This window comes from Hymenobacter sp. R533113, assembly GCF_056835965.1.
Map to the genome: position 1 here is coordinate 148,535 of NZ_JAKWBD010000013.1, position 24,273 is coordinate 172,807.

Consider the following 24,273-nt stretch of genomic DNA (forward strand, 5'->3'; position numbering starts at 1 on the left):
TGGAACATTCTCAACTCGACCAGTAACTAACAAAAAAACCAGCCTCCGCGCTGAGCGTGGAGGCTGGTTTCATAAAGTCGGCGGTACCACTACGGGAGCAGTGCCATCATTACATCACTGGAAATTATCGGGTAGTACCGCCCTGGTTGCTCCGTCCACGGCTCGCCTGCCCCCCTTACGGCCGGCGGCACGGGCTTCCTCTGATGTAAACCGATGGCCGCGGCCACTTTCGTGGGAGGCTTTGCCGCCTTCGCTTGCGATGCGACGCTGCTCGGCGGGGTCCATAGCGGCGAAGCCGCGCAGGCTTTTGCCAGAAGAAGATGTCTGCTTAGCAGCATTGCTGCGGCTGGAAGATTGGTTGGCGGCGGTGTCGCGCTGGTTTTGCTGGTTCGAGATCATAGCGTTGAGAGGTTAGGTAAGATTTTTTGGCCGTGTAGAAGGGGGCTTAGAAAGCAAAATATCGGCTTCAAACCGCATTTTATTGAACGGAATAACTATTGTAAGATAGAAGTTTAGAAGGCAAAAAGTGCCTTTAAAGCTCAAAATACCACTTTGTACCGACCCTCACTCCGTAGTCGAGCTTACCTTAAACGCGATAAGTACCCGCTGCTACTGTCGGGCTACGTACAACACGCGACGCGCCTCTGATCCGGTATTTTTTAATCATTCTGACTCGGTATTCAGCCTACTATTGGACTTCTATTAGCAAGCTGAAAGTCCCTATGAATAAAACCCGTCGCCGTTTTTTCAGTTAAGGTTACTAAGTAGTTAACCCCACTCCCTTGTCTATGTCTTCCTCCGTATTTGCCCCCCAGACCGTCGCCGAGCCCGCGCTGGCGCAGCTTCCTGTCCGCTACCACACTGTGCGGCAGCAAACCGAGGAACTCTGTCGGCCCTTGCTGCCCGAGGATACCGTAGTGCAGCCCATGCTCGATGTTAGCCCGCCGAAGTGGCACTTGGCGCATACTACCTGGTTTTTCGAAACCTTCCTGCTGCGCGAATACTTGCCTGGCTATCAGGTATTTCATCCCGATTATGCTTACCTGTTTAACTCCTACTATAACTCGCTGGGCAGCCGCGTAAACCGGGCCGACCGTGGCACTATCTCCCGCCCTGCCCTCGCTGATGTGTATGCTTACCGCGCCCACGTTGATGCGCACATGCAGCGCTTGCTTACCACGCTGGCAGCCCAGGAATTGCCCCCCAGCTTCGCTGAAATCTTTGAGCTGGGCCTCCAGCATGAGCAGCAGCACCAGGAGCTGCTCGTCACGGATATTAAGTATATTCTGAGCACCAGTCCGTTGGCTCCAGCCTATAAGTCGGCCCCGAAAGTAGCGCCCACGCCCGAGCCCACCCCGGCCACCTGGCTGCCGATTGCAGGCGGCGTCTACCGGATTGGGTTTGAGGAGCAAGGCTTTTGCTTCGATAATGAAAAAGCCCCCCACGACACCTACGTAGCTGATTTTTCGCTTCAAAACCGCTTAGTTACCAACGGCGAGTACCGTCAGTTTATGGAAGCGGGCGGCTACCGCGACTTTCGCTACTGGCTGGGTGAAGGCTGGGAGCTGGCCGAACAAGCCGGTTGGGAAGCGCCTTTGTACTGGGTGCAGAAAGGGAGCGTCTGGCACCGCTTTACGCACCACGGCCTGCAACCCGTCGATTGGGCCGCGCCGGTCACGCATATCAGCTTCTACGAGGCCGATGCGTATGCCCACTGGGCCGGCTATCGGTTGCCCACCGAGCAGGAATGGGAAATAGCCGCTCGCCAGTTTCAGCCGCAGATTGCGGCCGGTAATTTTCTGGAAAGCAACCTGTTCGACCCCCAACCCCTTCCCACCGATGCTGACCCTGAGCAGTGCCACCAGCTTTTTGGCGACGTGTGGGAATGGACGTACTCGGCCTATCACCCCTACCCCGGCTACGAGCGCGCCGCCGGCGCTTTGGGCGAGTACAACGGCAAGTTTATGCTGAATCAGTTGGTGTTGCGCGGGGGCTCCTGCGCTACCTCCGCGAGCCATATCCGACTTACGTATCGCAATTTCTTTCATGCGGATAAGCGCTGGCAGTTCACCGGTATTCGCCTGGCACGCTGAAATTTATCTGCCATTTCCGGTCGAAGTCGGTAGCTTATCCTAGCTGCGGGGCAAGGCCGGAAATCCCCTGTTTCATCTGTAACTGCTCACCATGCTCCACCTCGCCACCGCCACCACCGAACTTGCCCGTCACGTAGCTGCGGGTTTGCAGAAAACCCCCAAAACGCTTTCCTCCAAGTACTTCTACGACGACGCAGGTAGTGAGCTGTTTCAGCAAATTATGGCACTGCCAGAGTATTACCCAACCCGCACAGAGTTTGGTTTGCTGGCCACTCATCGAGCCGCTATCACTACCGCCCTGCGACCAGCTTCTGACGAGCCATTTTATCTCATAGAGCTAGGTGCCGGTGATGGGCTGAAAACCAAGATTTTATTGCGTGAACTACTGGAGCTGGGGGCCAATTTCAGCTATGTGCCCGTTGATATTTCGTCGGGAGCCCTGGATGGGTTGGCCGCCAGCCTGCGCACCGAGCTGCCCACCCTGCGGGTAGAGCCGGTAGTAGCCGAGTACACTGCGGCGCTAACGCTGATGGCTGCCCGGCCCGGCCGCAAAGTCGTGCTGTTTCTGGGGTCCAATATTGGCAACTTCTCCCCCTCCGACCGGCGCGAGTTTCTGCGCGCGCTCACGCAGCCTCTCTCCCCCGACGACCGCCTGCTCATCGGCTTCGATCTGCAAAAAGCCCCCCGCCTTATCCGCACCGCCTACGACGACGCCCAGGGCGTAACGGCTGCCTTCAACCTTAACCTGCTTACCCGCCTGAATCGGGAGCTGGGGGGCAATTTTGACCTGGCTCATTGGCAGCACTACACCGATTATGACCCGATTGCCGGGGTCGTGCGTTCCTTTTTGGTCAGCACCCGCGCGCAGCAAGTGCACTTGGAGGCGCTGGACAAAACCATTGATTTTGCAGCCTGGGAGATTATTCATACCGAAAATTCCTACAAATTTACCCAGCCCCTTATCAGTCAGCTAGCGACGGAAGCGGGGCTGGAAGTGCAGAATTTTTTCACCGATGAGCAGGCCTATTTCGCCGATGTAGTCCTGGCTCCGCAAGCCTAAACCCGTGGCCGATTTGCTGTCAGATTCCTTCGTGCCAATGCCCCCGGCCGCGGAGACTTTCCCCGCAGTTATCAGCCTGGCTTCGGGCTACGGCAATTTTGCGACGCCGGCCGTGGCAGCGGAGCGGGCCATAGCCGCTATCCAGGCTAAGCACCTGGTGCCGGGGCCGGTGGAAGGCTTGCTAGCGCTACGGGAGGCAATAGCGGTTACTTATCACCGCCAAAATGCCCCCCAGGTCACGCCCGCCCATATCGTGGTCACGCCCGGAGCAAAGGCGGCGCTGTTTGCTTTGCTGCAAATTATTCTGCGCCCCGGCGACGAGGTGCTGGTGCCCACTCCCCATTGGTTTGGGTTTGGTGACTTAATCACAAGAGCGGGCGGTATCATGTGTCCTCTTCCCCTCAACTCAGACGATGGCTATGCCTTGCGGCCCGAGGTACTGGAGGCCGCCATTAAGCCACGCACTCGTTTATTTCTCTTTTCAAATCCAAATAACCCAACGGGCCGAGTCTATCACCATGCTGAGATGGAGGCCCTGCTAACCGTCACGCGCCGTCACCCGGAGTTGTTTGTCCTTTCCGATGAGATATATAATCTTATCAATTTCGGCGCGGCTCCGGTGCCCACCCTGCTGGCCTTTCCCGATCCGCACGGGCAGCACCTGGTAGTGAATGGCTTCTCCAAATCGTTGGCACTGATCGGCTGGGGCGTAGGCTATCTGGTGGCGCCGCCAGCCTTGGCTCAGGCGGCGGCTGGGGGGCAATTTGCTACCGGCGCGGCAGTATCAGTGCCGAATCAGCACGCGGCCCTGGCCGCTACGGAACATAGCGCGGCTATTGCCCAAGAGTTGCTCGTACAGTTGGCCCCCACCCGTGCTTTGCTGCTGGCGACCTTGTCAGAGATACCCGGCGTACGCTTTGTGGAGCCGGAAGGCACTTATTACGTTTTCGCTGATTTGCGCCAATTTTTGCCCTCCATGCACTCAGCGGCTGAAGCCTCAGCCGCATTAGTGGCGCAGCTGCGGGCTGGGGGTGTGGATATAGTGGATGGCGCGAGTTGCGGGGCACCGGGCTTTGCGCGTATCTCCTATGCCCTACCGGAGCCGGAGTTACGCGAGGCGCTGCGGCGTTTGCAAGCAGTTATCTTAGGTCAGGAACGCCGGGTGAGCTAGCAGCCGGGAGCACTTTACTATACCACAGCCCGAATTAGGAGCGTACCTTTGCGGCTCTTTTTCCGTTGCATCATGCCGCTCACCGCTGTTCGTCCGCATATCAAACCCATGCTGCTGCTGGCTTATCCAGTAATTCTAAGCCAGCTAGGCCACGTCATGGTAAATGTGGTCGATAGCGTGGTAGTCGGCCAGACCGGCAAAGTAGCCTTAGCAGCCGTGTCGCTGAGCGTGAGCGTGAGCACGGTGGTGATGGTGCTGGGGCTGGGCTTATCGATGGGCATTACGCCTCTGGTTGCGGCCGCCGATGGCAAGCGTGATATGGCCTTGCTGGGTCGGCTGCTGGTAAATGGGGTGCTGCTCAGCACACTGGCCGGGCTGGGGCTGGCTGGTTTGGGGTTAGTAATTGCCCCCCAGCTTCGTTACCTGAATCAGCCTGCCGAGGTAGTGGCGTTGGCGATGCCGTGGGTGCGCCTCATCTTTCTGTCGTTCCTGCCCCTGATGGTTTTTCAGGGCTTCAAGCAGTTTGCCGAAGGTCTGGGGCTCACGCGTCAGGCCATGTATCTATCAGTGGGGGCCAATTTATTGAACGCCCTGCTGTGCTACGCGTTCGTGTTCGGTAACCTCGGCGCACCGCAGATGGGCATGATTGGAGCCGCCTGGGCCACGCTCATTGCCCGTGTTCTGATGGCCATCCTGATGGCTGCCTATGTATTGCGTGCTGCCCGCCTGCAGCCCCACCGCGAGGCGGCTTCCACTGACCTTGGCTTCCACGGCCCCACAATACGCCGCCTGCTGGGTTTGGGCTCGCCTATTGGGGTGCAGATGATGTTTGAAATGGGCGCGTTCAGCTTTTCGGCCATCATGATTGGCTGGTTGGGCACTACCAGCCTTGCCGCCCACCAGATTGCCATCAATGTTGCTTCGGCTACCTACATGGCGGCCAGCGGTATTGCGGCAGCGGCTACCATTCGGGTGGGCAATATGCGCGGTCTCGGCGACATGGAGGGGGCGCGGCAGGCTGGTTTTACCGCTTACGGCCTCACGTTCCTGTTTATGAGCCTCATGGCCCTGATTTTAATTATGGCTCGGGAAGCTATCCCTTACTTCTACAACAACGATGCGGCCGTGGTGGCGCAGGCAGCAACGCTGCTGCTTATCGCGGCGCTGTTTCAGATTTCGGATGGCTTGCAGGTAGTGGGGCTGGGCGCGCTACGAGGATTGGAAGATGTCAAAGTTCCCTCGCTGGTCGCCTTGCTGGCTTATTGGGCTGTAGCGTTGCCGCTGGGCTACTTCCTTGGCTTTAAGCTGAATATGGGCTCTGTTGGTATCTGGGTAGGCTTGCTCACGGGCCTCACACTGGTAGCGGGCCTGCTGCTCTGGCGCTTCCGACAGCATAGTGCGGTGCCGGTGCCGACGGCGGTGGCGGTGCATTAAGGCGAGGCTGGCATTATTTTTTAGAAAGCACGTTTGCACGCAACCGACTGGTAGCTGCGTTCATACCCCAGAACGGCTTTTCATCTCTAAAAAGCCCCCCAGCCTCCCCTCTTATGTTGCATGGCATATTGCTTTCCTTTATTTCCTTCCTGCTGCCTTTCCTGACGGTCGTTAGCCCTCCCCAGGATACACCACCGGCTGCCCCTGACACTATCGTGTGGTCGGCGAATCGGCCGCTTACCTGGGCCGATTTTAAGAGCAAGCCTACCCCCGCCGACAGACCTGCGGCCCTTACCTCAGCCACTATTGATGTAAAGGCGGGCTGCGTCGATTTCAAATTCACGTCTAGTGTGCAGGCTGTATTCGTGCCTACCGAATCATGGGTGCGCGACGCGGCTACGGCCACGCCTAACTTGCTGTTGCACGAGCAGATACACTTCAACATAACGGAGCTACACGCCCGGCGCATGCGCCAGAAAATAGCGCTGCTTAAGCTGGACTGCAAACGCCTGCAACCCACGTTTAAGAACGCGACTAACGCCATTTTTACGGAGTGGCAAAAAGAAGAAGCGCGCTACGACCAGGAAACCAACCACGGCCTGAACCTGGACCGCCAGAAGACGTGGGAGATTCAAATAAAGCAGCGAATGGCTTTGTTGGAGCAATACGCGTCGAAGCCTATACCTACCAAATAGCCTTTTTACTACTTTGCCGGTATGGAAATATCCGCAGTTCCCCTTACCTGGTCAGATTTTGAGCGCGTGGACTTACGCGTGGGCACCGTGTTGGAAGCCCGCGCTTTTCCCGAAGCCCGCAAGCCCGCTTACCAGCTGTTGATTGACTTAGGCCCCGAGATTGGCACCAAGCGCTCTAGCGCTCAGATTACTAGTCACTATCAGCCCGAGAACCTTATTGGCCGCCAGGTGTTGTGCGTGGTTAATTTTCCGGCTAAACAGATTGGGCCTTTCCGCTCTGAAGTGCTGGTAACTGGTGCTGCCGACGAAAACGGCGACATCGTGCTGGCTTCGCTGGCTGGCGTAGTGCCCAATGGCAGCCGATTGATATAAGTATTGGGATGGTGTACAAAGAAAGCCCGTCATGCAGAGCAGAGCGAAGCATCTCGCGTGTTTAGTTGGATTACTGTCCCTACTACCGCACGCGAGATGCTTCGCTCTGCTCTGCATGACGGGATGCTGCTTATTGCCGACGCTTCGCTTCCTCGGCCTGATCTTTCGCCCCAAACTTAGCTTCGCGGGCTGAGAGGCTGTCGATTACGGCGCCGTAAATGTCATCCAGGTCTTTGTCGTGGATGGCGTAATAGCGGTAGCTGCGCTGAAAAATGGTATCGGTGACGTTGTAGCGAGCAAGCAGCTTACGCTGCAGTAAGTTGAAGGCGGCGCGGGCCGAATCGGGGGGCAAGGCGGCGGCATCCACGCGGCTTTCGTTCAGGTGCACATCTATGAGCATGGCTACCATTTTTGCTTTCGGCAGCAACGGCTGGGGCACCAACGGCTCCTCGGGGCGCTGGCACTGCGCAAACGCCAGTGCCAGCAGCAGGCTCAGGGTAGAGTAAAGGGATGCAGAGAGCTTTTTCACAAAGGCAAAGTTAGGAGGAACCCGTAGTTTAGCGGCAATGAATACCGCCGACCTCACTCCGCTCCAGCAACTCATACGTAAGCTTCGGCAGATGGAGATACGCATCATCAAGACGGTAGATGCGCAGTTGCAGGGCAATTTTCACTCCGTCTTTAAAGGAACGGGGCTTGAATTTGACGACGTGCGCCTCTATCAGTACGGCGACGAGGTGCGGGCCATCGACTGGGCCGTATCGAGCAAAGGGCACGGTACTTTCGTCAAAACCTACAAGGAGGAACGCGAGCAATCGGTGCTGCTGCTGCTGGACGTGAGCGCCTCCCAGCAGGTTGGCGCCGCCGGCCGACGCAAGCTCGATGTGGGCCGCGAAATCTGCGGCCTACTGGCTTTGGCCGCTGCCCGCCAAGATGCTCAGCTCGGTATTCTTGCTTTTTCAGACCAGAAAGAACTGTATCTGGCGCCTGGCAAGGGCATTCGGCATGCCTATACCCTCATCAAACGCTTGTTTGAATTGACGCCCCGCTCACCCCGTACAGCGGTTGGGCTCGGCATCAAACAGGCATTGGGCATGCTCAAGCGCCGCAGCATTGTCCTCCTGATTTCAGATTTTATCGATACTAACTACGAGCGGGAGCTAACCATGCTGGCCCGCAAGCACGACCTGATCGTGGTGCAGCTGCTCGACAAGCGCGAACGGGAATTTCCGCCCTTGGGCATTGTGCCACTCCACGACCAGGAAACTGGCCGCACCATGTGGGTAAATACGTCGGCGGAGTCTTTCCGGGCGCGGTACCGAGCCACGTACGAGCAGAACCGCGAGCAAATCGGGCAGATTTGCCGGCGCCACCGCACTGAGTTTTTGTCTATTGCCACTGACGCCGACTACGTGACGCAGTTGGCCAGCTTATTTCGGCGGCGCAATCAACGGGGTGGCCGTGCGTAAGTTTTTAAGCAAAAAAAGCCCCCCAAGTTGCCGACGACTTTTCTTTATCAAGTCGGGTGTGCTAAGCGTAGGAATGGTTTGGGTGTTACTCTTTTCCTTGATTGTTCAGGCCCAGGAAATGCCCCCCGAGCAGCCAACTGGGCGTTTTCTAAGTCAAACAACGCGCGTTGGCGAAGTCATTAGTTACGAGCTGACCTTCAGTCACGACCCCAAGCTAGAGGTAGTATTCCCCGACTCTACGGCTGAGTTTAAGCCTTTCGAGTATGCGGGCAAAACCTTCCAGCCTACCCTCACTCGCCGGGGCCGTAGCTTCGACCGTACCGTGTATCAACTGCGCACATTTAGCCTCGACTCGGTGCAGCGTCTAAGCTTACCGGTTATGATTCTGCGCGGGCACGACACGCTCACTGTTAACACGCCAGTGGCAAGCATTCGGCTGGTGCGCACGGCGCCTGTGCCGGAAGTTATTCCGCCTACTACGCCTGTATTGAAGCAGAATACCACCTTACTGCCCGTAGACGAAGCGTTCAACTACCCATTTTGGCTGGCGGGGCTGGGCATAGCAGCGCTTGTGGGGGCAGGGTTGTGGTTTGGCTTTGGCAGCTATTGGCGCCGTCGCTATCAGCTGTATAAGTTGCGAAAAAACCACGCGTATTTTCTGGCCCAATATGCGCGGCATATCGAGCGGTTTGAGTTGTCGCGCTCCCTCACAAATATGGAGCGCGCCATTACGCTTTGGAAAAACTACCTCACAACTCTCGAAAATAACACCATCAACAGCCTCACCACGCGGGAAATTGTGGCTTATTATCAGAACGATGTATCGGTGAGCCGGGCCCTGCGCATCACTGACCGGCTGATATATGGCAACCAATTTAACGAAGACGATACAGAAACCAGCACCGCCTTCGACTTGTTGCGCGACTTTGCAGATAGGCGTTATACCTTGCTTAGTGGGGTCGCCAGAAGTTGATGTTAACCAGAGGATTTTCTTAGGCGAGTTACATAAAGCTGGCACATCTCCTCCGTATTTAAGAATCAAAACGAATCATGATTGAACAGCTCTGGCAACGCTTTCTGGCTCCTTTAATCGATGGGCTGCGCTATGCCACGCTGAGTAGCTACACCTGGCAGGAGCCGCGGCTGCTGTTGCTTATTCCGGCCCTGCCGCTGCTGTTGGGGGTGCGTTGGCTATTGGTGCACAGGCGGCGCCCGCGCCTTGACGTAGCTTTCGTGGCGGGCCAGGCCCGGCGCGACTGGAGCGCTTTACTACGCTTTCTGCCGGATATCGTGCTGCTGTTCAGCTTGGCATTCGGGATAGTTGCCTTAGCCCGACCTCAACGTACGGATGAGCGCGTCGTGCAAACTGGCGAGGGTATTGATATACTGCTGGTTATGGATGTATCGGGCTCCATGGAGTTGCAGGATTTGCTGCCCAACCGGCTGGAGGCTGCCAAGCGGGTAGGTCGGGAGTTTATAGCCGGACGCATCGGCGACCGGCTGGGCCTGGTGGCTTTTGCCGGTGATGCCTACTCGCTCGCTCCCCTCACTACCGATTACGATTTGCTGCGCGAAAGCCTCGACGGCCTGCGTCTGGGCATGATTGCCAACGACGGCACGGCCATTGGCACCGCCCTGGGCGTAGCCACCAACCGCCTGCGCGACTCCCGCAGCCGCACGAAAGTCATCATCCTTATTTCAGATGGCGAAAACACGGCCGGCAACCTCGACCCGCTGACGGCCGCCCAGTTGGCGCACGCATTCGGCCTCAAAATCTATACGGTTGGGTTGGGTCAGGATGGCACCGTGCCCTACGGCACCGATGAAACTGGCCGGGTGCGCTACGTCGAAACCCGCCTCGACGAGACCACCATGCGCCAGATTGCTCAGGCGGGCGAGGGGCAGTTTTTCCGCGCCACCGACAACGCCGGCCTGCGCCGGGTATTTCGCCAGATTGATACGTTCGAAAAATCAGAAATTAAACAGACCCGTTTTCGCAATACCAAAGACTATTACCGCTTGTATCTGTTTTGCTGTATAGGTTTGTGGCTCGTCTGGTTGGGGTTGAAAAACACGTTTTTGACCAATGCTTTAGAAGACTAAGGCGCGGGGCCTATTCATTATTAAGTATTAGGCCGTCATGCTGAGGTCACGAAGCATCTCGCGTGCTGATGATAATTACTACTCCTACTAAACACGCGAGATGCTTCGCTCCGCTCTGCATGACGGTCTTGAAAACAGCATTGATTGCTAATTACCATACTCTCTAAGATGTCTATTGCTGATAATTTCCACGCCGTTCAAAGCGAGTTGCAGGGCACTACCTGCCGCCTGGTAGCCGTCACCAAAACACATCCGGTAGAGCGCCTGCGCGAAGTGTATGATGCTGGCGCGCGGCTTTTCGGCGAGAATAAAGTGCAGGAGATGGCCGCCAAGCAACCCGATTTGCCCCCCGATGTGGAGTGGCATCTTATCGGTCATCTGCAAACGAACAAGGTGAAGTATATCGCGCCTTTCGTACATACCATTCACAGTATCGACAGCCTGAAGCTGCTGCTCGAAATTGAAAAGCAAGCCGCCAAGCACAACCGTGTTATCTACGGGCTGCTCCAGTTTCATATTGCCGCCGAAGAAACCAAGTCAGGCCTGAGCTTGCCTGAAGCGGAAGAAATTCTGCAATCGGACGCATTTCACGCCTTACAGCACGTGCAGCTGACGGGCGTGATGGGCGTTGCGACCTTCACCAATGATGAGGTCCAGCTCCGCCGGGAGTTTCGGGAGCTTCGGGGTTACTTTGAGTTGCTGAAGCAGCGGTATTTTGCCCCCCAGCCCGCGTTTAAGGAGATTTCGATGGGAATGAGCGCCGATTACAAGCTGGCCATTGAAGAAGGCAGCACGCTTATTCGGGTGGGCAGCGCTATTTTCGGCGCCCGGTAGGGGCGCGTGGCACGCGCCCATCGTTGTTTGATTGAACAACTGACGGGCGGTAATTGCTTATTAAAACATTTAAACAACGACGGGCGCGTATCACGCGCCCTACTCCACCTTTAGTATGACGGCTCGCTTAATTCTACAAATCGCGGCTTTGCTTGGCGCTCTGGGCGTAGGTATCGGCGCCTTCGGGGCACATGGCTTGCGCAAGATGCTGGAAGAAACCGGCCGCTTCGATACATTTGAAACGGCCGTGCGCTATCAGTTTTATCATACCCTGGCGCTGCTGGCCGTAGGTATTCTGCTGGCCATGCGCCCCGACATTCGCGGGCTGAGCCTTACGGCCTGGTTGTTTCTGGGGGGCATTTTGCTATTCAGTGGCTCGCTTTACACGCTGTGCTTTACGGGCATCACCAAAATGGGCGCCGTAGCGCCTATTGGCGGCCTACTGCTGATTGCCGGCTGGTTGCGACTGCTATGGGCAGCCCGCCAGCTATAAGGTCGGAATTCCACTCTGCCATTAGCGCACAAAAAAGCCCCCAACTGCTTTCGAAAGCAGCTGGGGGGCTTTTTTGTGCGCTAATCCTTACGAAGACTTACGCTTCGCTTTAATTTTGCTATCGCCAATCTTGGTTTTCTGCTTGGCATCACCTTCCCCAGTCGAAACGTCGGTTTTGGCAGGTATAGCTTCGGTTGTCGCGGTTGCAGCGTCTTTTATTTCGCCTACCAGCGCTATCATCGTGTTTCCACTGGCTGAGTTCGACTCTACGGTGAGCACTTTATTCTGCATACCCATTTTGCCGGCGCTGTTGAACTTGGCTATCACGGTGCCTGATTTGCCGGGCATAATAGGCTCCTTGGTCCAGTCGGGCACGGTGCAGCCGCAGGTAGTACCGATATTAGCAATGACAAGCGGCGCAGTACCCACGTTCTTGAATTTGAACACGTGCTCTACGATGTCGCCCTGCTTCACGCTGCCGAAGTCGTACTTCATTTCTTCAAACTGAATCTGCGGGCCAGCTACTTTCTGCTGGGCGTTGGCGGGCTTTACGGCCGCTGTTTGGGCTTGGGCGGCGAAGCCAGCCAACGAAAGCGACAAGGCCAGGACTAGTGCTTTTTTCATGATAGAAAAGCTTAGAGAGTTGAGAGGTACAAAAGGTTGAGTTATCGATTTCAGATAAAGGAAGGCTAAGCACAAATTACTTGCCCCAAGTTAGTTAACAAGGTTTTACCTTATTCAGCCAGCAGCTTGCTATTGAAATTAAGCAAAAATAACCGATCAGCAGCGCGCGTGATGGCCGTATAGAGCCAGCGAGCAAATTCGGCATTTACCATGTCATCTTTCAAAAAGCCGTGGTCGACGAATACGGCCTGCCACTGTCCGCCCTGCGCCTTGTGGCAGGTAAGGGCATAAGCAAATTTCACCTGCAAAGCGTTCAAATACGGGTCTTTGCGTAAAGCGGCGCTTTTCTCACGCTTGGTGCCGAGGTGCGCGTAATCAGCCGAAATAGTCTGATACAGCGCGTTGCTGCGCTCGGCGGGCAGGGCCGGCGACTCGGTGTGGAGCGTATCCAGCATCAGCTTTACCTCTATTTCTTCCTCATCGGGGTAATCCACGAAGCGGATACGGGCGTCCGCGAAACGGAAGCCGAACTCCTCCTGCCGCCGCACGATTTTGCTCACCTGCACGAAGTCGCCGTTGGCCAGAAAGCCCATTTCGGAGTCTTTAGGCAGCCAGAAATAGTTATTGCGCACCACCATCAGGTAGTCGCCAGCCTCAATTTCCTCTTCGGCCCCAAACAGCGCGTGCCGAATGTGCTGATTATACATATTGGCGTTCTTGTTGGAACGGCAAATGATGGTCGTGTTCTCGTGGCCGAAGTTTTTGTAGGCCCACCGCAGCCCGTCCTCCAGCTTTTCGCCCCCCACCGGAAAAATATCGGAGTAGCCGCGGGTGTGAAACTGGATATGCGGCTTTTCCTCCCGCAACTCTTCCCGCAGAATGGTCGCATTCACCAGAATCCCTGATTCTTCGGCCTGGCGCATCACCTGGCGCAGCTCTACCGAGTCTACTTTGGCGCGGAAACGGTGGGCCAGCAGCTCCGGGTCGAGGGCGGGGCTGAGCAGCTGGCCCACGGGTGGCAGCTGGGCCGTGTCGCCGATCAGCAGGAGGCGGTTGGTGGGCTTTTCGAACACGTAGCCCAACAGGTCATCGAGCAAGCCATTTTCCCCGAAGGCTTTCTCGTCGGAAATCATGGAGGCCTCATCCACGATGTAGAGCGTGTCGGCGGTGCGGTTGGGCTGGCGCTGGAAGCTCAGGCTTTCAGAGGGAGAGCCGGAGGTCTGGCGGTAGATTTTCTTGTGAATGGTGCTGGCGGCCACGCCCGAGTAGGCGCTCATCACCTTCGCCGCGCGGCCCGTAGGAGCCATCAGCGTGTATTTGCGACCCAGCTGGTGCAGCCATTGCACCAAGGCACTGACCACGGTGGTTTTGCCTGTACCCGCATAGCCGCGCAACACAAACACCTTGCGGCCCGGCAGGTCGTCCTTCAGAAACTCATCGAGTTGCCGGAAAAGCTGCGCCTGGTCCTGAGTAGGCTCGTAAGGAAAATAATCGCGGACAGAAGGCGTGCGGACGGTGAGCATACGTAAATAAGTTACTAGATAAAGTAGAACGTCATGCTGAGCTTGTCGAAGCATCTCGCGTGCTGACGTGAGGTTAGTAATCCCGCTAAACGCGCGAGATGTTTCGCTCTGCTCTGCATGACCGCCTTTTAAGGCTTCAATAATAGAACAACTCTTCACTGAGGTTCAATCACCGCCATTGTCGCGCTAGCCTTGGCTATCAGCACGTCATCGCACCACACTTCGGCTTCGCAAAAATGCAGGCGGCGGCCGGCTTTCAGCACCCAGCCTTTGGCTACTATTTTTTCCCTATACCCGGATTGAGGTAAGACACTTTCAGCTCGGCCGTCACCATGCCGTAGTCGTCCGGAATGAGCGTGACGCCGGCAAAGCCGGCTACCAGATCGGCCATGGTGGCGATGAGGCCGCCGTGGGCGAAGCCGCGCTGCTGCTGATGCTTAAGTTCGAGGGGTAGTTCGGCTTCGACACGGCCGGGTTCAATGAGCGTAAGGTCGGCACCGATGTGGTGCATAAACTGTTGGCGGGTGAGCTTTTGCCGGATTCGGGCGACTAAATCGGGCGCTGGGGCGGAGTTTTGCGTAGGAGGCATCAATAGTCAAAGATACCGCGTTTTGTGCGGCCCTGCCAATCCATTTATGCCCCCCGAACTTCACCCCGATTTGCTCAACGCCTATACTGGCCAAGTGCGCGTGCGCGTTTGCGGCCTGCTCATACACCAGGGTGCCATACTGCTTACTGCCCACCGCGGTATGCTGCCCAATAATGCTCCCTTTTGGTCACCGCCGGGCGGCGGCTGGAATTTTGGCGAGTCGGTAAAGGAATGCTTGGTTCGGGAGTTTCGGGAAGAAACCGGGCTGGATATTAAAGTAGGCCGTTTCTTACACCTGCACGAGTTTCGGCGCGACGACCTACAGGCGTTGGAGCTATTCTTTGAGGTAAAGGCCGTTGATGCTGCGGCTATTCCCAGGCTTGGCGCGGACCCAGAACATGCCGCTGACGCGCAGCTGCTTACGCAGCTGGCTTTCCACGCGCCCCGGCAGCTGGTAGGCATGCCCCTCCCCCAAATTCACCCCATCCTCCACCAAATCATCAGTCCCGACGATATTTACATTCCGCATATCCAATTTAAGTAAATGGCTAGATGGCTGTGGGTTAAATGGCTGGTCGTTCTGGGAGCGCATTGGGCAATCAACTATTTTACCTACAGTTATTTAGCTATTTAGCCATTTGACAGTTTAACCATTCAATCATTTACCTTCTTACCTTTAGCGGCCTACCTGGCACTTACTGCCCTTTCTGCTGTGTCCGCTTCCTCTTCTACATTTTCTTCGTCGTCGCCTACCTCTCTGCTTGATCTGCGCGACGAAACGTTCGATGCTGCCCAACCAGGCACTTACAACCTTTACCTTACAGCAAGCCCCGCGGGGTTGCGCGTGGGCGTAGCCGATGTGCGCCGCAATAAATTCGTGGTGTTGGAAGAATACTCCGCGCCCTCAGCCACGTCACTAGCCGGACAATTTCGCACCTTGGCTGCCCAACACGATTTAGTAGGTCAGGGGGTTGGAACCACGTTCGGCTGGCGGTGCAGAACCGTCATTTTACGCAGCTGCCCCAACCCCTTTTCCGGGCCGGCGACGAGAGCCGTTACCTACAATTGCATCACGCCTTCGATCCTGGCCACGAAACCGTGCATCACTACACGCATCCGGGGTTGGAGATGGTGAGCGTGTTTGCGGTCGAAAAAGCTCTGGCTGAATGGTTCCGCAGCGTTTATCCAACCGGCCGCCTGATCCATCAGACGAGCGCTTTGCTCGAAGGAGTGGTACACCAGAGTCAGCAAGCCGCTCCCCGGCGCCTGTATCTGAGTATCGGCCACCAGGAGGTAACCATTGTGGCCGTGCGCGGTAAGCGCCCCGAGTTTTGCAATACGTTTGCCTTCACCACAGCTGAAGACCTGATTTACTATACAATTCTGGTAATGCAGGAGCTCCAGCTCAACCCCGATCAGGACCCAGTAGTGCTGTGGGGCGATTTAATGCACCACTCCGAGCTGTTTACTATTTTGCGCAAGTACATTCGCCACCTCAAGTTCGGAAATCGCCCCCTGGATTTGTCGTACAGCTACCGGCTGAATGAAGTGTTTGAGTACCGCTACTTCGAGTTGTACAGCCTGCACCTTTGCGAATAAAACGCAGGTGTTGGGTTCCCGCAGAGGGCGCAGAAGTTTTCGCAGAAGGCGCTGAGTTCTGCGCCCTCTGCGGGCTAAACGTCATCTGAGAAATCTCTGAATAAGCCCCCCATGAAAACCCGAATTGCTTTGTTTCCCGGTTCTTTCGATCCGTTTACCAATGGTCACCTTGATGTGGTGCGCCGGGGGGCAAATTTATTCGACGAGGTGATTATTGCCATTGGCAACAACAGCAGCAAAAGTCGCTACCTGCCCGTAGAGCAAATGGTGGCTTTCATAGAGGAGATTTTTCGGGATGAGCCACGCGTGTCCGTGTGCTCTTACAAAGGCTTGACCGCCGATTTTGCCCGCGAGACAGGTGCCCGCTACTTATTGCGGGGGCTGCGCAACACCACGGACTTTGAGTATGAGAATACCATCGCGCAGGCCAATCGCCACCTGAATCCGGAGCTGGAAACCGTTTTTCTGATTACGGCACCTGCCTTAGCAGCCATCAGCAGCACGATCATTCGGGAGGTTCACCGCTTTGGCGGCAATGTAGACAGCTTTGTGCCCTTCAAATTACCGGCCTACGCAGCACCCACCGGCGCCTAGCGGCGTTTTATCACCCGTATGCCCAACAATTGGGTGGCTGCTTCAGGGGCAAATACCGGCAGCACGATGTAAGCGGGCGCTATCAGGGTCAGATTACCACGCTGCATGAGTTCTTCCTCATTGTTACCGGTCATCACGATATCGCGCACTTTACGGGTGCGGGCGTTGAAAGTAACAACGAGTGTAGCGCCGCTGATTTCAAATGTATTTACCCAACCCTCGTCTTTCATACGAAGCGACCTGCTATTCCGTGGCTTGGGTTGCGTAACGGGCGGCTCCACCTGCGTTTCGCGGGGTGCGCCAAGCTGTTCGCGAACTTCTTCAATTGAATAGCCGACCAAAGAAGGCAGGTCTACGGCTACTGGAACCGTAACGGGGGGTGCGGCGGGGGGCTTTATCTCACTCGGTGGCTGCGAGCGGGTACATGCCCCCGCGCCCATTATCAGTACTGCAAAAATAAACAGGTAAAATATACGCATAGGCTCCCACGGAGCGAAGATGCTACTTCGCGGGAGCTTCCTCGGCAGAGGTCGTGCCAACCTTTTCGCTTAGGTAGTGGCGCACGACTAAAGTAATAGAAGCGTAAGATTCGGATAGTACCGCCAGTGCCTCCTGGGGTGTCATCCAGCGCACTTCCTCAATATATTCCTCGGCCTGGGGCTTAATGAGCGAATCGTCGAGGCAGTTCATCACGTACCAATTCGTCTTCTTCAGAATTTTATTGCCATTGTAGGCGTACGAGTGCCAAGTGCTGGGTAGCACCTCGCCCAGTTCTATTTTGATGTTGCACTCCTCCTCTACTTCGCGCAGGGCACCCAGAGCTGGATCTTCCTCTTTTTTAAGTTTACCCTTAGGCAAATCCCACTTACCAAGCCGATAGATCATCAGCACCATGCCGTCCTTTACCACCAAGCCCCCGGCTGCTTTCACGATGCGAAACTGATCTTTAAGATGCAGAATCAGGCGCTTTTTTTGCGAGCTAGTAAGGTGAGGGAAGTCAGCTTTTTCAGCTTTTTCACCTCCATCAGTCGCAATAACCGGTCGACGAACACGTCGGTTACGTCACGTACCAGTACGTCGCCTACCAGATCCTTGGAGATAAATTCATCCTCCGCGTTCAGGATCAGGTCGTAGCGGTGCTTGTATACTTTCTCGCTGTTCTTCTTGATGATCAGCGGAATGTCGTTGATGAACACATTCATCGGGGGCAATATGAAGAGAGGGCGGAAGGAGAAAATCAGGCAAAGCTTGCCGTAAAACACCGGATAAATATTCGCAAACGAAAATTACTTAACGGATGGGCAAGATACGAGGTAGTATGTTTAAGAGTTAGTGAATCCGGCTGTTTCAACTGTTATAGTTTACTTCTGAGCCGTATTCAACGTTTTATGCGTTCTATACACCGCTACGTTCCTACCCGGTCCCTACTCTGAATGAAGAAAATCGGCTTACTCTCGGATACCCACAGCTACCTCGACGAGCGCATTTGCCACCACCTTACCGACCGCGACGAAATATGGCACGCCGGCGACTTTGGAACCGCCACTGTAGCCGAGGAGCTGGCGGAAATTGCCCCCTGCGCGGCGTTTACGGCAACATTGATGGCCAGGATGTACGACGCACCCAGCCGCTGGTACAGTCATTTGAGATAGAAGGCCTGCGCGTGCTCATAACGCACATCGGTGGATACCCAGGTCACTACAGCCCAGCGGCTAGACAATTACTTGCCCAGGAGCGTCCCGGCTTGTTTATCAGCGGTCATTCGCATATTCTCAAAGTAATGCCCGACCCGAAGCTGGGATTATTACACCTGAATCCGGGAGCTGCCGGCCGGCACGGCTTTCACAAAGTGCGTACGCTGCTGTTATTTGAGGTACTGGGGGGCAAAATTCAAAAGCTGCAGGTGGTGGAATTAGGGCCGAAATGAGTACTCCTTTTGACTAAATCTGTAACAAAAAAGCGTCTTTCTCTTGCGAGAAAGACGCTTTTTCTAACTTATTGAGCCAACCGACACCGGTGGCAGGCCGATTTAGAGGGCGATTTCAGGCTTAGGCTTGTCGCCTTCCTGGCCGTCTTCGTTTACTGGCTTGGTTACAGCTTCAGCCTCGTCGAAGCCTTCCGTACCAGTCTGGTTAACTTCTACCGCCTGGGTAGGAGCCGACTCAAGAGGTGAGGTCTCAGTCGCTTTGGCAGCGTTATCATCAGCTTGCTTCTGCGAGCGGGCGGCGGCTTTCTCAGCCTTCGTTGCGGATTGGGCAGGAGCAGCGCCGCCGTTGAAGCTGGCTTTCAGCTCTTCGATGTCCACGTTCTTCAGAACGGGCGTGAGGAGTAGCTGCTTAATGACACGCTGCTTGTTATTTTGGCGCGCAATGTTCTTGCGGTGCTTGCGCTTCAATCGGGTGACGCTCATATCCGGGTCGGTTAAAGTCGATTTGTAAAGGAGGGGCAAAAGTAAGTCTTATTTTTGAATCCTGAAACCATCGTTTGTATATCTGTCCTCTTACGCCCAAGCCCTATGTCTGAACCTATTATCGATTTGCGCTCCGATACCGTCACCCGTCCTACGGCCGCCATGCTGGAGGCCATGTTCCGCGCCCCAGTCGGCGACGATGTGTACGAAGAGGACCCCACCGTGCGGGAGCTGGAAGCCACTGCCGCCGCCCAGTTCGGGCTGGAGGCGGGCTTGTTTTGCCCTTCCGGCACCATGACCAACCAGATTGCCATCAAAGCGCAGACGGAGCCTCTGGCTGAGGTCATTTGTGAGCAGACCGCCCACGTCTATCTCTGGGAAGTGGGTGGCATTGCCTTTCACTCAGGAGCTTCTACGGCGCTGCTCCCCGGCGACCGGGGCCGTATTTCGGCCGCCCAAGTGGAAGCGGCTATTCGGCCCGCCAACAACGTGCACTACCCGGATACCCGCCTTGTGTGCCTCGAAAACACGAGTAACCGCGGCGGCGGCAGTTGCTACTCGCTGGAAAGCATTCAGCAAATAGCGGAAGTAACGCGCCGCCACGGCCTGAGTCTGCATCTTGACGGCGCCCGTGTCTACAACGCGTTGGTAGCCACGGGCCAGCCGGCCCAAGAATACGGCGAGTACTTCGATTCCATCTCGGTGTGCTTATCGAAAGGCTTGGGGGCGCCGGTTGGCTCCGTGCTGCTGGGCAGCAAGGCTTTAATTCAGAAGTCGAAGCGTATTCGGAAGGTGATGGGCGGCGGCATGCGGCAGGCTGGCTATCTGGCGGCAGCTGGTCTGTACGCGCTGGAGAACAACGTGGCGCGCCTAGCCGACGACCACCGCCGCGCACAGCAGCTGAGTGCAGTACTCCAAAATCAGCCGTATGTAGCCGAGGTGCTGCCGGTCGAGACCAACTTGGTTATCTTCCGCTTAGCCGAAGAAATGCCCCCCAAAGCTTTCCTGGAGCATCTGGAAGAGCAAGGCATTCGGGCATCCTCATTTGGACCTCAGATGATTCGCTTCGTAACTCACCTCGACATCGATGACGCGATGCTGGCCCGCGTAGAAGCGGCGCTAACGTCGGTGCCCGTGGCTGCGGTAAGCGCTTAGGCTTCCTTCACCAGTTCGGGCTTTTCAGACGCTGCGGCAACCATATCCGGGCGCGGACGCAGCAGAAAGATGCCGACCAGGGCAGAAAGGATAGAGCCTAAAATAACAGCTAGCTTGGCCAGGTCAATGCGGCTGGCATCGGAGAAGGAAAGGTTGGCGATAAATATTGCCATCGTGAAGCCGATACCAGCCGTAAAGCCTAGCCCCAACAAGCGCCGCCAGTTCACGTTGGCCGGTAAGGAAGCCATCCCAGTTTTGATCATTAGCCACGAAGTGCCAAAAATGCCGATGGGCTTGCCCAGCAACAGCCCCAGCACGATACCTAAACTCAACGGCGTAGTCAACTCCCGCAGCGTATCCATGGAGAGGATAATGGCCGTATTAGCCAAGGCAAATAAGGGCAGAATGATATAGCTGACAGGCTTTTGCAGGGCGTGCTCAATTCGTTCGATAGCGTCAGTGGGGATGGTGAGTGCCAGTAGTACCCCTGCGATGGTAGCGTGCACGCCCGATTTCAGTACGCAGTACCATAAGGCCAGACCCAGCAAAAAGTACAGGGGCAACCAGCCTATTTTCAGCCGGTTCAGTGCAACCAGAACCGCCAGCAAACCCGTGCTAGCTAGTAAATAAGTTGTGTTCAGATCGGCGGTATAGAAGATGGCAATAATCACGACGGCCAGCAAGTCATCAATAATAGCCAGTGCCGTCAGAAAAATGCGCAGGCTGAACGGCACCCGGTCACCGAGCAGAGAAAGAATACCGAGCGAAAAAGCAATGTCGGTGGCCGTGGGCACCGCCCAGCCGTGCGTCAGACCCGTGCCTGTTGTACACAGCAGGTAGATCACGGCCGGCACCGTAACACCACCCACAGCCGCTATTACTGGCAATAGAGCGGCCCGCAGATTAGTTAGCTCACCGTAGAGGACTTCCCGCTTTATTTCCAACCCTACTAAGAAGAAGAAGATCACCATTAGCCCATCATTTATCCAATGAGACAGGGTTTTCTCGAGCGGAGCAACGCCTACATGCGTCTCCCAAAGGCGCAAATAACTTTCGCCAAACGCCGAATTACTGATTGCCAGCGAAAATACCGTAGCCAGCAGCAACAGCAAGCCCGAGAGCTTACCACTGCTTGATAATTCGCGGATAGGACTAATAATTATTCGAAACAATATAGGCATCAGAGTAGTGTAGGGGCGCAGGCAAAAGAATAGTACGGGTGGGGGGGCAAATTTACGGCTCTTACCAACGATAACTAAAAAATAGGCGACCTTGGGCACGGTTGGGCCAGATACCTGCCTTCTATTTTATTTTGTTGTTGCGCATGAAGCTATATACTGTATTTGCCGTTTTAATGGTGGTGGCCGCCTCTTTTGGCTACCTCAATCACCGGTTTCTGCGGCTGCCTTCCACGATTGGCCTGATGGTATTGGCCCTGGTTTCGTCGCTGCTGGTTGTTGTGCTGGGGCGCCTGGGAGTGAGCAGCGTGCTTACCATAGTGGAGTTGGTGCGCAGCGTCGATTTCAACACCATTCTCATGCAGGTGATGTTGAGCTTTCTGCTTTTTGCGGGGGCCATTCACGTGGATGCCCGCAGTCTGGGCGAGGAGCGAGTGCCGGTGTTTGCCTTGGCTACCATCGGAACACTCACCTCTACCCTGCTGGTAGCCACGACGATGTATTTTCTGCTGCCTGTATTTGGGCTGCCCACCAATTTTATCTATTGCCTGCTATTTGGGGCACTTATCTCCCCCACCGACCCTATTGCCGTGCTGGGCATCTTAAAACAGGCGCGCATTCCCAAAAACCTGGAAATCAAAGTAGTGGGCGAATCGCTGTTTAACGATGGCATTGCGGTAGTGGTATTCGTGAGCTTGTTTCAGATTGCTCAGGTGGGCTGGGAGAAGCTTGGGCCGAGCGGCGTAGCCATCTTGTTTCTGCGGGAGGCCGTGGGGGGCATTTTGCTGGGCGCCCTACTCGGCTACGGTGGTTACCGCCTGCTCCGGTCCATCGACAACTACAAAGTGGAGGTGCTGATTACCCTGGCTCTGGTAACGGGCGGCACGGCCTTAGCGGCGGCCCTGCACACCTCCGGGCCGCTGGCTATTGTAGTGGCGGGCCTTATTGTTGGGCAGCAGGGCCGCTCGCTGGGCATGTCGGACACGACCCGCGAGTACGTGGATAAATTCTGGGAAATTATTGATGAGATTCTCAACGCGGTGCTTTTCGTACTCATTGGCTTGGAGATACTGGTGGTGCAAATTGGCCTTACAGATTTGCTGGTGGGCGCGGTAGCCATTGTGGTGGTACTGCTGGCGCGCTTGGTGGCAGTGGCCTTGCCCTTGGGCATATTGCGCTTCCGCCGCAGCTTCACGGAGCACTCCGTCAAGATTCTGACCTGGGGTGGGTTGCGGGGGGCATTTCCGTGGCTTTGGCGCTCTCTTTGCCGCCCAGTCCGGCTCGGACCTTATAGTGGGTATTACTTATGTGGTGGTTATTTTCTCCATTATCGTGCAGGGCCTCACCATTGGGCCACTGGTAAAACGGCTGGGCCTAAGTATTGCCGAAGTGGCGGCAGAAGAACAAGGCAACAACTAGGGTTTGTGCTACTTTTGCTTACCCATTCCGCAAAGCTCCCCTGTGGTTCACCAGCGCGTATGCGGGCGGCCACCACGGAGGCGTATTTTTGCCCTCCGGCTTCTAGCTTGATTGCTTCCGTATGAACCTGTTTATTGTTGGTGATGTGCATGGCTGTTATTTCACCTTTCTGGAGCTGTTGCAGCACTGGAACCCAGCACGGGAAATGCTCATCCAGGTCGGCGACCTTGTTGACCGGGGCAACTTCTCGCCCGAAACGGTAGCCGCCGCCATTTCTCTCAACCTGAAGCACCCTAAGCAGACTGTCTTTTTGAAAGGCAACCACGAAGCTGGTATGCTCAAGTATTATGGCCCCAAGGCCCGTACCCGAGTTGGCTGGAATGGGGCGGCCGCGAAACAGTTGAGCAGTACACGGTACAGGCCCACTTGCAATTGCCCCACCTTATCTGGCTGGCTCAGCGGCCTTTATATTGGGAAAATGAAGCAATGTTTGTGAGTCACGCGGGTCTGGCCAATACGCCCAACCCGCTTGATGAAGACGACCATGATGGCGTGCTCTGGCGCCGTGGGCCCTTGCGCAACATCGGCCGCCTGCAGGTAGTTGGCCACACGCCTACTCAGGATTGTCGGCCGGCCTTCGATGCAGCTCACCAGGCTCTTTACCTTGATACGGGCGCCTATATGGGCAACTGCCTGACTGGCGTGAAGCTGACCGCGGCCGGCGAAGTACTAGAATACATTGCCGTAGACACGCACCGCACCGACATCAGCTTTCGTTGAGCCAGCTTTCGCTCCTATGCTTACTGAATTTTCCCACGAAGCAGCCTTAGCGCACCTGCGCCGCGACCCGGCGCTGGCCGCCGTTATCGATAGTTGCCGCCCCGTTCAGCCCCGCCCCCACGAGGATATTTATCTGGCGTTGCTGAAAGCCATCGTCAGCCAGCAGATTTCGACCAAGGCCGCCGCCGCCATCTGGAAAAAGGTGGAAGCCTTATTCAGGCCCGATGGCTACCCCGAACCCAGCGTGCTGGTACTCATGAGCGATGATGAGTTGCGTGCTGCCGGCCTGTCGCGCCAGAAAGCGAGCTACCTGCGCGCTATCGCCGAGTATTATCTCGCTCACAAGCTCGACTATGAGTTCATCGTTGGGCTAGATGAAGAAGCGCTTACCCACCACCTTACCGCCATTCGCGGCGTGGGCCGCTGGACGGCGCAGATGCTGCAAATGTTTGCGTTAGATCAGCCCGACGTATTTCCCGAAGGTGATTTAGGCATTCAAAACGCGATGCGCCGCCTGTATCAGCTGGAAGAAACCGGCCGGCCTCTGCTACGCCGCATCACGCACATAGCGGAAAACTGGCGCCCTTACAGAACACTGGCCTGCAAGTACTTGTGGCAGTCGTTGCCGACGACTCCAAAACCAGAAGCGTGACCTGCATTTTTCTCTCTGGGGGGCTT

30 protein-coding genes and 1 pseudogene are annotated in these 24,273 nt (G+C 55.9%); 21 read left to right on the forward strand and 10 right to left on the reverse strand.

Translation table 11 applies throughout. The features are described 5' to 3' along the window. Window positions 1-114 precede the first annotated feature (114 nt). On the reverse strand, window positions 115-399 hold the full coding sequence (locus MKZ35_RS09530; protein WP_482513015.1) for a KGG domain-containing protein: 285 nt from the start codon (window positions 397-399) through the stop codon (window positions 115-117). Window positions 400-788: 389 nt separating this feature from the next. On the opposite strand from MKZ35_RS09530, the gene egtB reads away from it, so the two are divergent. The 6 genes from egtB (at window position 789) to MKZ35_RS09560 (ending at window position 6,825) form a co-directional block, all read left to right on the forward strand. Further along, the gene (egtB, locus tag MKZ35_RS09535; protein WP_482513016.1) at window positions 789-2,093 is read left to right on the forward strand and encodes an ergothioneine biosynthesis protein EgtB; all 1,305 of its coding nucleotides are present in this window, start codon (window positions 789-791) and stop codon (window positions 2,091-2,093) included. A 91-nt stretch (window positions 2,094-2,184) separates the two neighbouring features. After that, complete coding sequence (gene egtD / locus MKZ35_RS09540) at window positions 2,185-3,153, forward strand: L-histidine N(alpha)-methyltransferase (protein WP_482513017.1); 969 nt, start codon at window positions 2,185-2,187, stop codon at window positions 3,151-3,153. A gap of 4 nt (window positions 3,154-3,157) precedes the next feature. Continuing rightward, window positions 3,158-4,324, forward strand: coding sequence for a pyridoxal phosphate-dependent aminotransferase (locus MKZ35_RS09545; RefSeq protein WP_482513018.1), 1,167 nt, complete (start codon window positions 3,158-3,160; stop codon window positions 4,322-4,324). Between the two features lie 72 nt (window positions 4,325-4,396). Then, window positions 4,397-5,758, forward strand: coding sequence for an MATE family efflux transporter (locus tag MKZ35_RS09550; protein ID WP_482513019.1), 1,362 nt, complete (start codon window positions 4,397-4,399; stop codon window positions 5,756-5,758). A gap of 113 nt (window positions 5,759-5,871) precedes the next feature. After that, a complete protein-coding gene (locus tag MKZ35_RS09555) occupies window positions 5,872-6,453 on the forward strand; it encodes a DUF922 domain-containing protein (protein WP_482513020.1) in 582 nt (193 codons plus the stop codon). A gap of 21 nt (window positions 6,454-6,474) precedes the next feature. Next, window positions 6,475-6,825, forward strand: coding sequence for a tRNA-binding protein (locus MKZ35_RS09560; protein WP_482513021.1), 351 nt, complete (start codon window positions 6,475-6,477; stop codon window positions 6,823-6,825). 130 nt (window positions 6,826-6,955) lie between these two features. Here the strand turns inward: MKZ35_RS09560 and MKZ35_RS09565 are convergent, their stop codons facing one another. After that, window positions 6,956-7,354: a DUF4296 domain-containing protein gene (locus MKZ35_RS09565; protein WP_482513022.1), complete on the reverse strand. Its 399-nt coding sequence runs from the start codon at window positions 7,352-7,354 to the stop codon at window positions 6,956-6,958. 37 nt (window positions 7,355-7,391) lie between these two features. On the opposite strand from MKZ35_RS09565, the gene MKZ35_RS09570 reads away from it, so the two are divergent. The 5 genes from MKZ35_RS09570 to MKZ35_RS09590 all read left to right on the forward strand — a co-directional run bounded on the left by MKZ35_RS09570 (window position 7,392) and on the right by MKZ35_RS09590 (window position 11,724). Next, window positions 7,392-8,294: a DUF58 domain-containing protein gene (locus MKZ35_RS09570; protein ID WP_482513023.1), complete on the forward strand. Its 903-nt coding sequence runs from the start codon at window positions 7,392-7,394 to the stop codon at window positions 8,292-8,294. Window positions 8,295-8,391: 97 nt separating this feature from the next. Beyond that, on the forward strand, window positions 8,392-9,267 hold the full coding sequence (locus tag MKZ35_RS09575) for a hypothetical protein (protein ID WP_482513024.1): 876 nt from the start codon (window positions 8,392-8,394) through the stop codon (window positions 9,265-9,267). A gap of 77 nt (window positions 9,268-9,344) precedes the next feature. Further along, the gene (locus tag MKZ35_RS09580) at window positions 9,345-10,397 is read left to right on the forward strand and encodes a vWA domain-containing protein (protein ID WP_482513025.1); all 1,053 of its coding nucleotides are present in this window, start codon (window positions 9,345-9,347) and stop codon (window positions 10,395-10,397) included. Window positions 10,398-10,565: 168 nt separating this feature from the next. Further along, on the forward strand, window positions 10,566-11,231 hold the full coding sequence (locus MKZ35_RS09585) for a YggS family pyridoxal phosphate-dependent enzyme (RefSeq protein WP_482513026.1): 666 nt from the start codon (window positions 10,566-10,568) through the stop codon (window positions 11,229-11,231). Between the two features lie 115 nt (window positions 11,232-11,346). Continuing rightward, window positions 11,347-11,724 carry a DUF423 domain-containing protein gene (locus tag MKZ35_RS09590; RefSeq protein WP_133272186.1) on the forward strand — a complete coding sequence of 126 codons (378 nt, stop codon included), beginning with the start codon at window positions 11,347-11,349 and terminating at the stop codon, window positions 11,722-11,724. Between the two features lie 87 nt (window positions 11,725-11,811). Here the strand turns inward: MKZ35_RS09590 and MKZ35_RS09595 are convergent, their stop codons facing one another. The 3 genes from MKZ35_RS09595 to MKZ35_RS09605 form a co-directional block, all read right to left on the reverse strand. Next, window positions 11,812-12,348: a DUF1573 domain-containing protein gene (locus MKZ35_RS09595; RefSeq protein ID WP_482513027.1), complete on the reverse strand. Its 537-nt coding sequence runs from the start codon at window positions 12,346-12,348 to the stop codon at window positions 11,812-11,814. A 110-nt stretch (window positions 12,349-12,458) separates the two neighbouring features. Then, window positions 12,459-13,871, reverse strand: coding sequence for an ATP-dependent DNA helicase (locus MKZ35_RS09600; protein WP_482513028.1), 1,413 nt, complete (start codon window positions 13,869-13,871; stop codon window positions 12,459-12,461). 277 nt (window positions 13,872-14,148) lie between these two features. Further along, window positions 14,149-14,460, reverse strand: a complete 312-nt coding sequence (locus tag MKZ35_RS09605) for a PaaI family thioesterase (protein WP_482513029.1) — start codon at window positions 14,458-14,460, stop codon at window positions 14,149-14,151. 46 nt (window positions 14,461-14,506) lie between these two features. Between MKZ35_RS09605 and MKZ35_RS09610 the strand changes: the two genes are divergently transcribed. The 4 genes from MKZ35_RS09610 to coaD all read left to right on the forward strand — a co-directional run bounded on the left by MKZ35_RS09610 (window position 14,507) and on the right by coaD (window position 16,653). Further along, window positions 14,507-15,004 carry an NUDIX domain-containing protein gene (locus MKZ35_RS09610; protein ID WP_482513030.1) on the forward strand — a complete coding sequence of 166 codons (498 nt, stop codon included), beginning with the start codon at window positions 14,507-14,509 and terminating at the stop codon, window positions 15,002-15,004. A gap of 168 nt (window positions 15,005-15,172) precedes the next feature. Continuing rightward, complete coding sequence (locus MKZ35_RS09615; protein WP_482513031.1) at window positions 15,173-15,595, forward strand: DUF3822 family protein; 423 nt, start codon at window positions 15,173-15,175, stop codon at window positions 15,593-15,595. Beyond that, window positions 15,478-16,059 carry a DUF3822 family protein gene (locus MKZ35_RS09620; RefSeq protein WP_482514729.1) on the forward strand — a complete coding sequence of 194 codons (582 nt, stop codon included), beginning with the start codon at window positions 15,478-15,480 and terminating at the stop codon, window positions 16,057-16,059. Before MKZ35_RS09615 ends, MKZ35_RS09620 begins: the two co-directional genes overlap by 118 nt. A gap of 111 nt (window positions 16,060-16,170) precedes the next feature. Continuing rightward, window positions 16,171-16,653: a pantetheine-phosphate adenylyltransferase gene (gene coaD, locus MKZ35_RS09625; protein WP_482513032.1), complete on the forward strand. Its 483-nt coding sequence runs from the start codon at window positions 16,171-16,173 to the stop codon at window positions 16,651-16,653. Here the strand turns inward: coaD and MKZ35_RS09630 are convergent. Genes MKZ35_RS09630 through MKZ35_RS09640 form a run of 3 tightly spaced genes read right to left on the reverse strand, consistent with a single transcriptional unit; the run spans window position 16,650 to window position 17,855 of the window. Then, window positions 16,650-17,132 (reverse strand): hypothetical protein, encoded by a 483-nt coding sequence (locus MKZ35_RS09630; protein WP_482513034.1) that lies wholly within the window; start codon window positions 17,130-17,132, stop codon window positions 16,650-16,652. The two genes, coaD and MKZ35_RS09630, sit on opposite strands and share 4 nt — an antisense overlap. A 22-nt stretch (window positions 17,133-17,154) precedes the next feature. Then, window positions 17,155-17,583, reverse strand: coding sequence for an NUDIX hydrolase (locus MKZ35_RS09635; RefSeq protein WP_482513036.1), 429 nt, complete (start codon window positions 17,581-17,583; stop codon window positions 17,155-17,157). 29 nt (window positions 17,584-17,612) lie between these two features. Next, on the reverse strand, window positions 17,613-17,855 hold the full coding sequence (locus tag MKZ35_RS09640) for a hypothetical protein (protein WP_482513037.1): 243 nt from the start codon (window positions 17,853-17,855) through the stop codon (window positions 17,613-17,615). 231 nt (window positions 17,856-18,086) lie between these two features. Here MKZ35_RS09640 and MKZ35_RS09645 point away from each other — a divergent pair. Beyond that, a pseudogene (locus tag MKZ35_RS09645) lies at window positions 18,087-18,580 on the forward strand (metallophosphoesterase family protein). Window positions 18,581-18,682: 102 nt separating this feature from the next. Here MKZ35_RS09645 and MKZ35_RS09650 read toward each other — a convergent pair. Continuing rightward, window positions 18,683-19,063, reverse strand: coding sequence for a hypothetical protein (locus MKZ35_RS09650; protein ID WP_482513039.1), 381 nt, complete (start codon window positions 19,061-19,063; stop codon window positions 18,683-18,685). Window positions 19,064-19,168: 105 nt separating this feature from the next. Between MKZ35_RS09650 and MKZ35_RS09655 the strand changes: the two genes are divergently transcribed. Further along, the gene (locus tag MKZ35_RS09655; protein WP_482513040.1) at window positions 19,169-20,218 is read left to right on the forward strand and encodes a threonine aldolase family protein; all 1,050 of its coding nucleotides are present in this window, start codon (window positions 19,169-19,171) and stop codon (window positions 20,216-20,218) included. Here MKZ35_RS09655 and nhaA read toward each other — a convergent pair. Next, on the reverse strand, window positions 20,215-21,399 hold the full coding sequence (gene nhaA / locus MKZ35_RS09660; protein WP_482513041.1) for a Na+/H+ antiporter NhaA: 1,185 nt from the start codon (window positions 21,397-21,399) through the stop codon (window positions 20,215-20,217). The genes MKZ35_RS09655 and nhaA overlap by 4 nt on opposite strands. Window positions 21,400-21,542: 143 nt before the next feature. On the opposite strand from nhaA, the gene MKZ35_RS09665 reads away from it, so the two are divergent. Genes MKZ35_RS09665 through MKZ35_RS09680 form a run of 4 tightly spaced genes read left to right on the forward strand, consistent with a single transcriptional unit; the run spans window position 21,543 to window position 24,247 of the window. Next, the gene (locus MKZ35_RS09665) at window positions 21,543-22,940 is read left to right on the forward strand and encodes a cation:proton antiporter (RefSeq protein WP_482513042.1); all 1,398 of its coding nucleotides are present in this window, start codon (window positions 21,543-21,545) and stop codon (window positions 22,938-22,940) included. Continuing rightward, window positions 22,937-23,311, forward strand: a complete 375-nt coding sequence (locus MKZ35_RS09670) for a metallophosphoesterase (protein ID WP_482513043.1) — start codon at window positions 22,937-22,939, stop codon at window positions 23,309-23,311. The genes MKZ35_RS09665 and MKZ35_RS09670 overlap by 4 nt, the downstream gene beginning before the upstream one ends. Next, a complete protein-coding gene (locus MKZ35_RS09675; RefSeq protein ID WP_482513044.1) occupies window positions 23,308-23,595 on the forward strand; it encodes a hypothetical protein in 288 nt (95 codons plus the stop codon). The genes MKZ35_RS09670 and MKZ35_RS09675 overlap by 4 nt, the downstream gene beginning before the upstream one ends. A gap of 16 nt (window positions 23,596-23,611) precedes the next feature. Beyond that, window positions 23,612-24,247 (forward strand): DNA-3-methyladenine glycosylase family protein, encoded by a 636-nt coding sequence (locus tag MKZ35_RS09680; RefSeq protein ID WP_482513045.1) that lies wholly within the window; start codon window positions 23,612-23,614, stop codon window positions 24,245-24,247. Window positions 24,248-24,273: the final 26 nt, after the last annotated feature.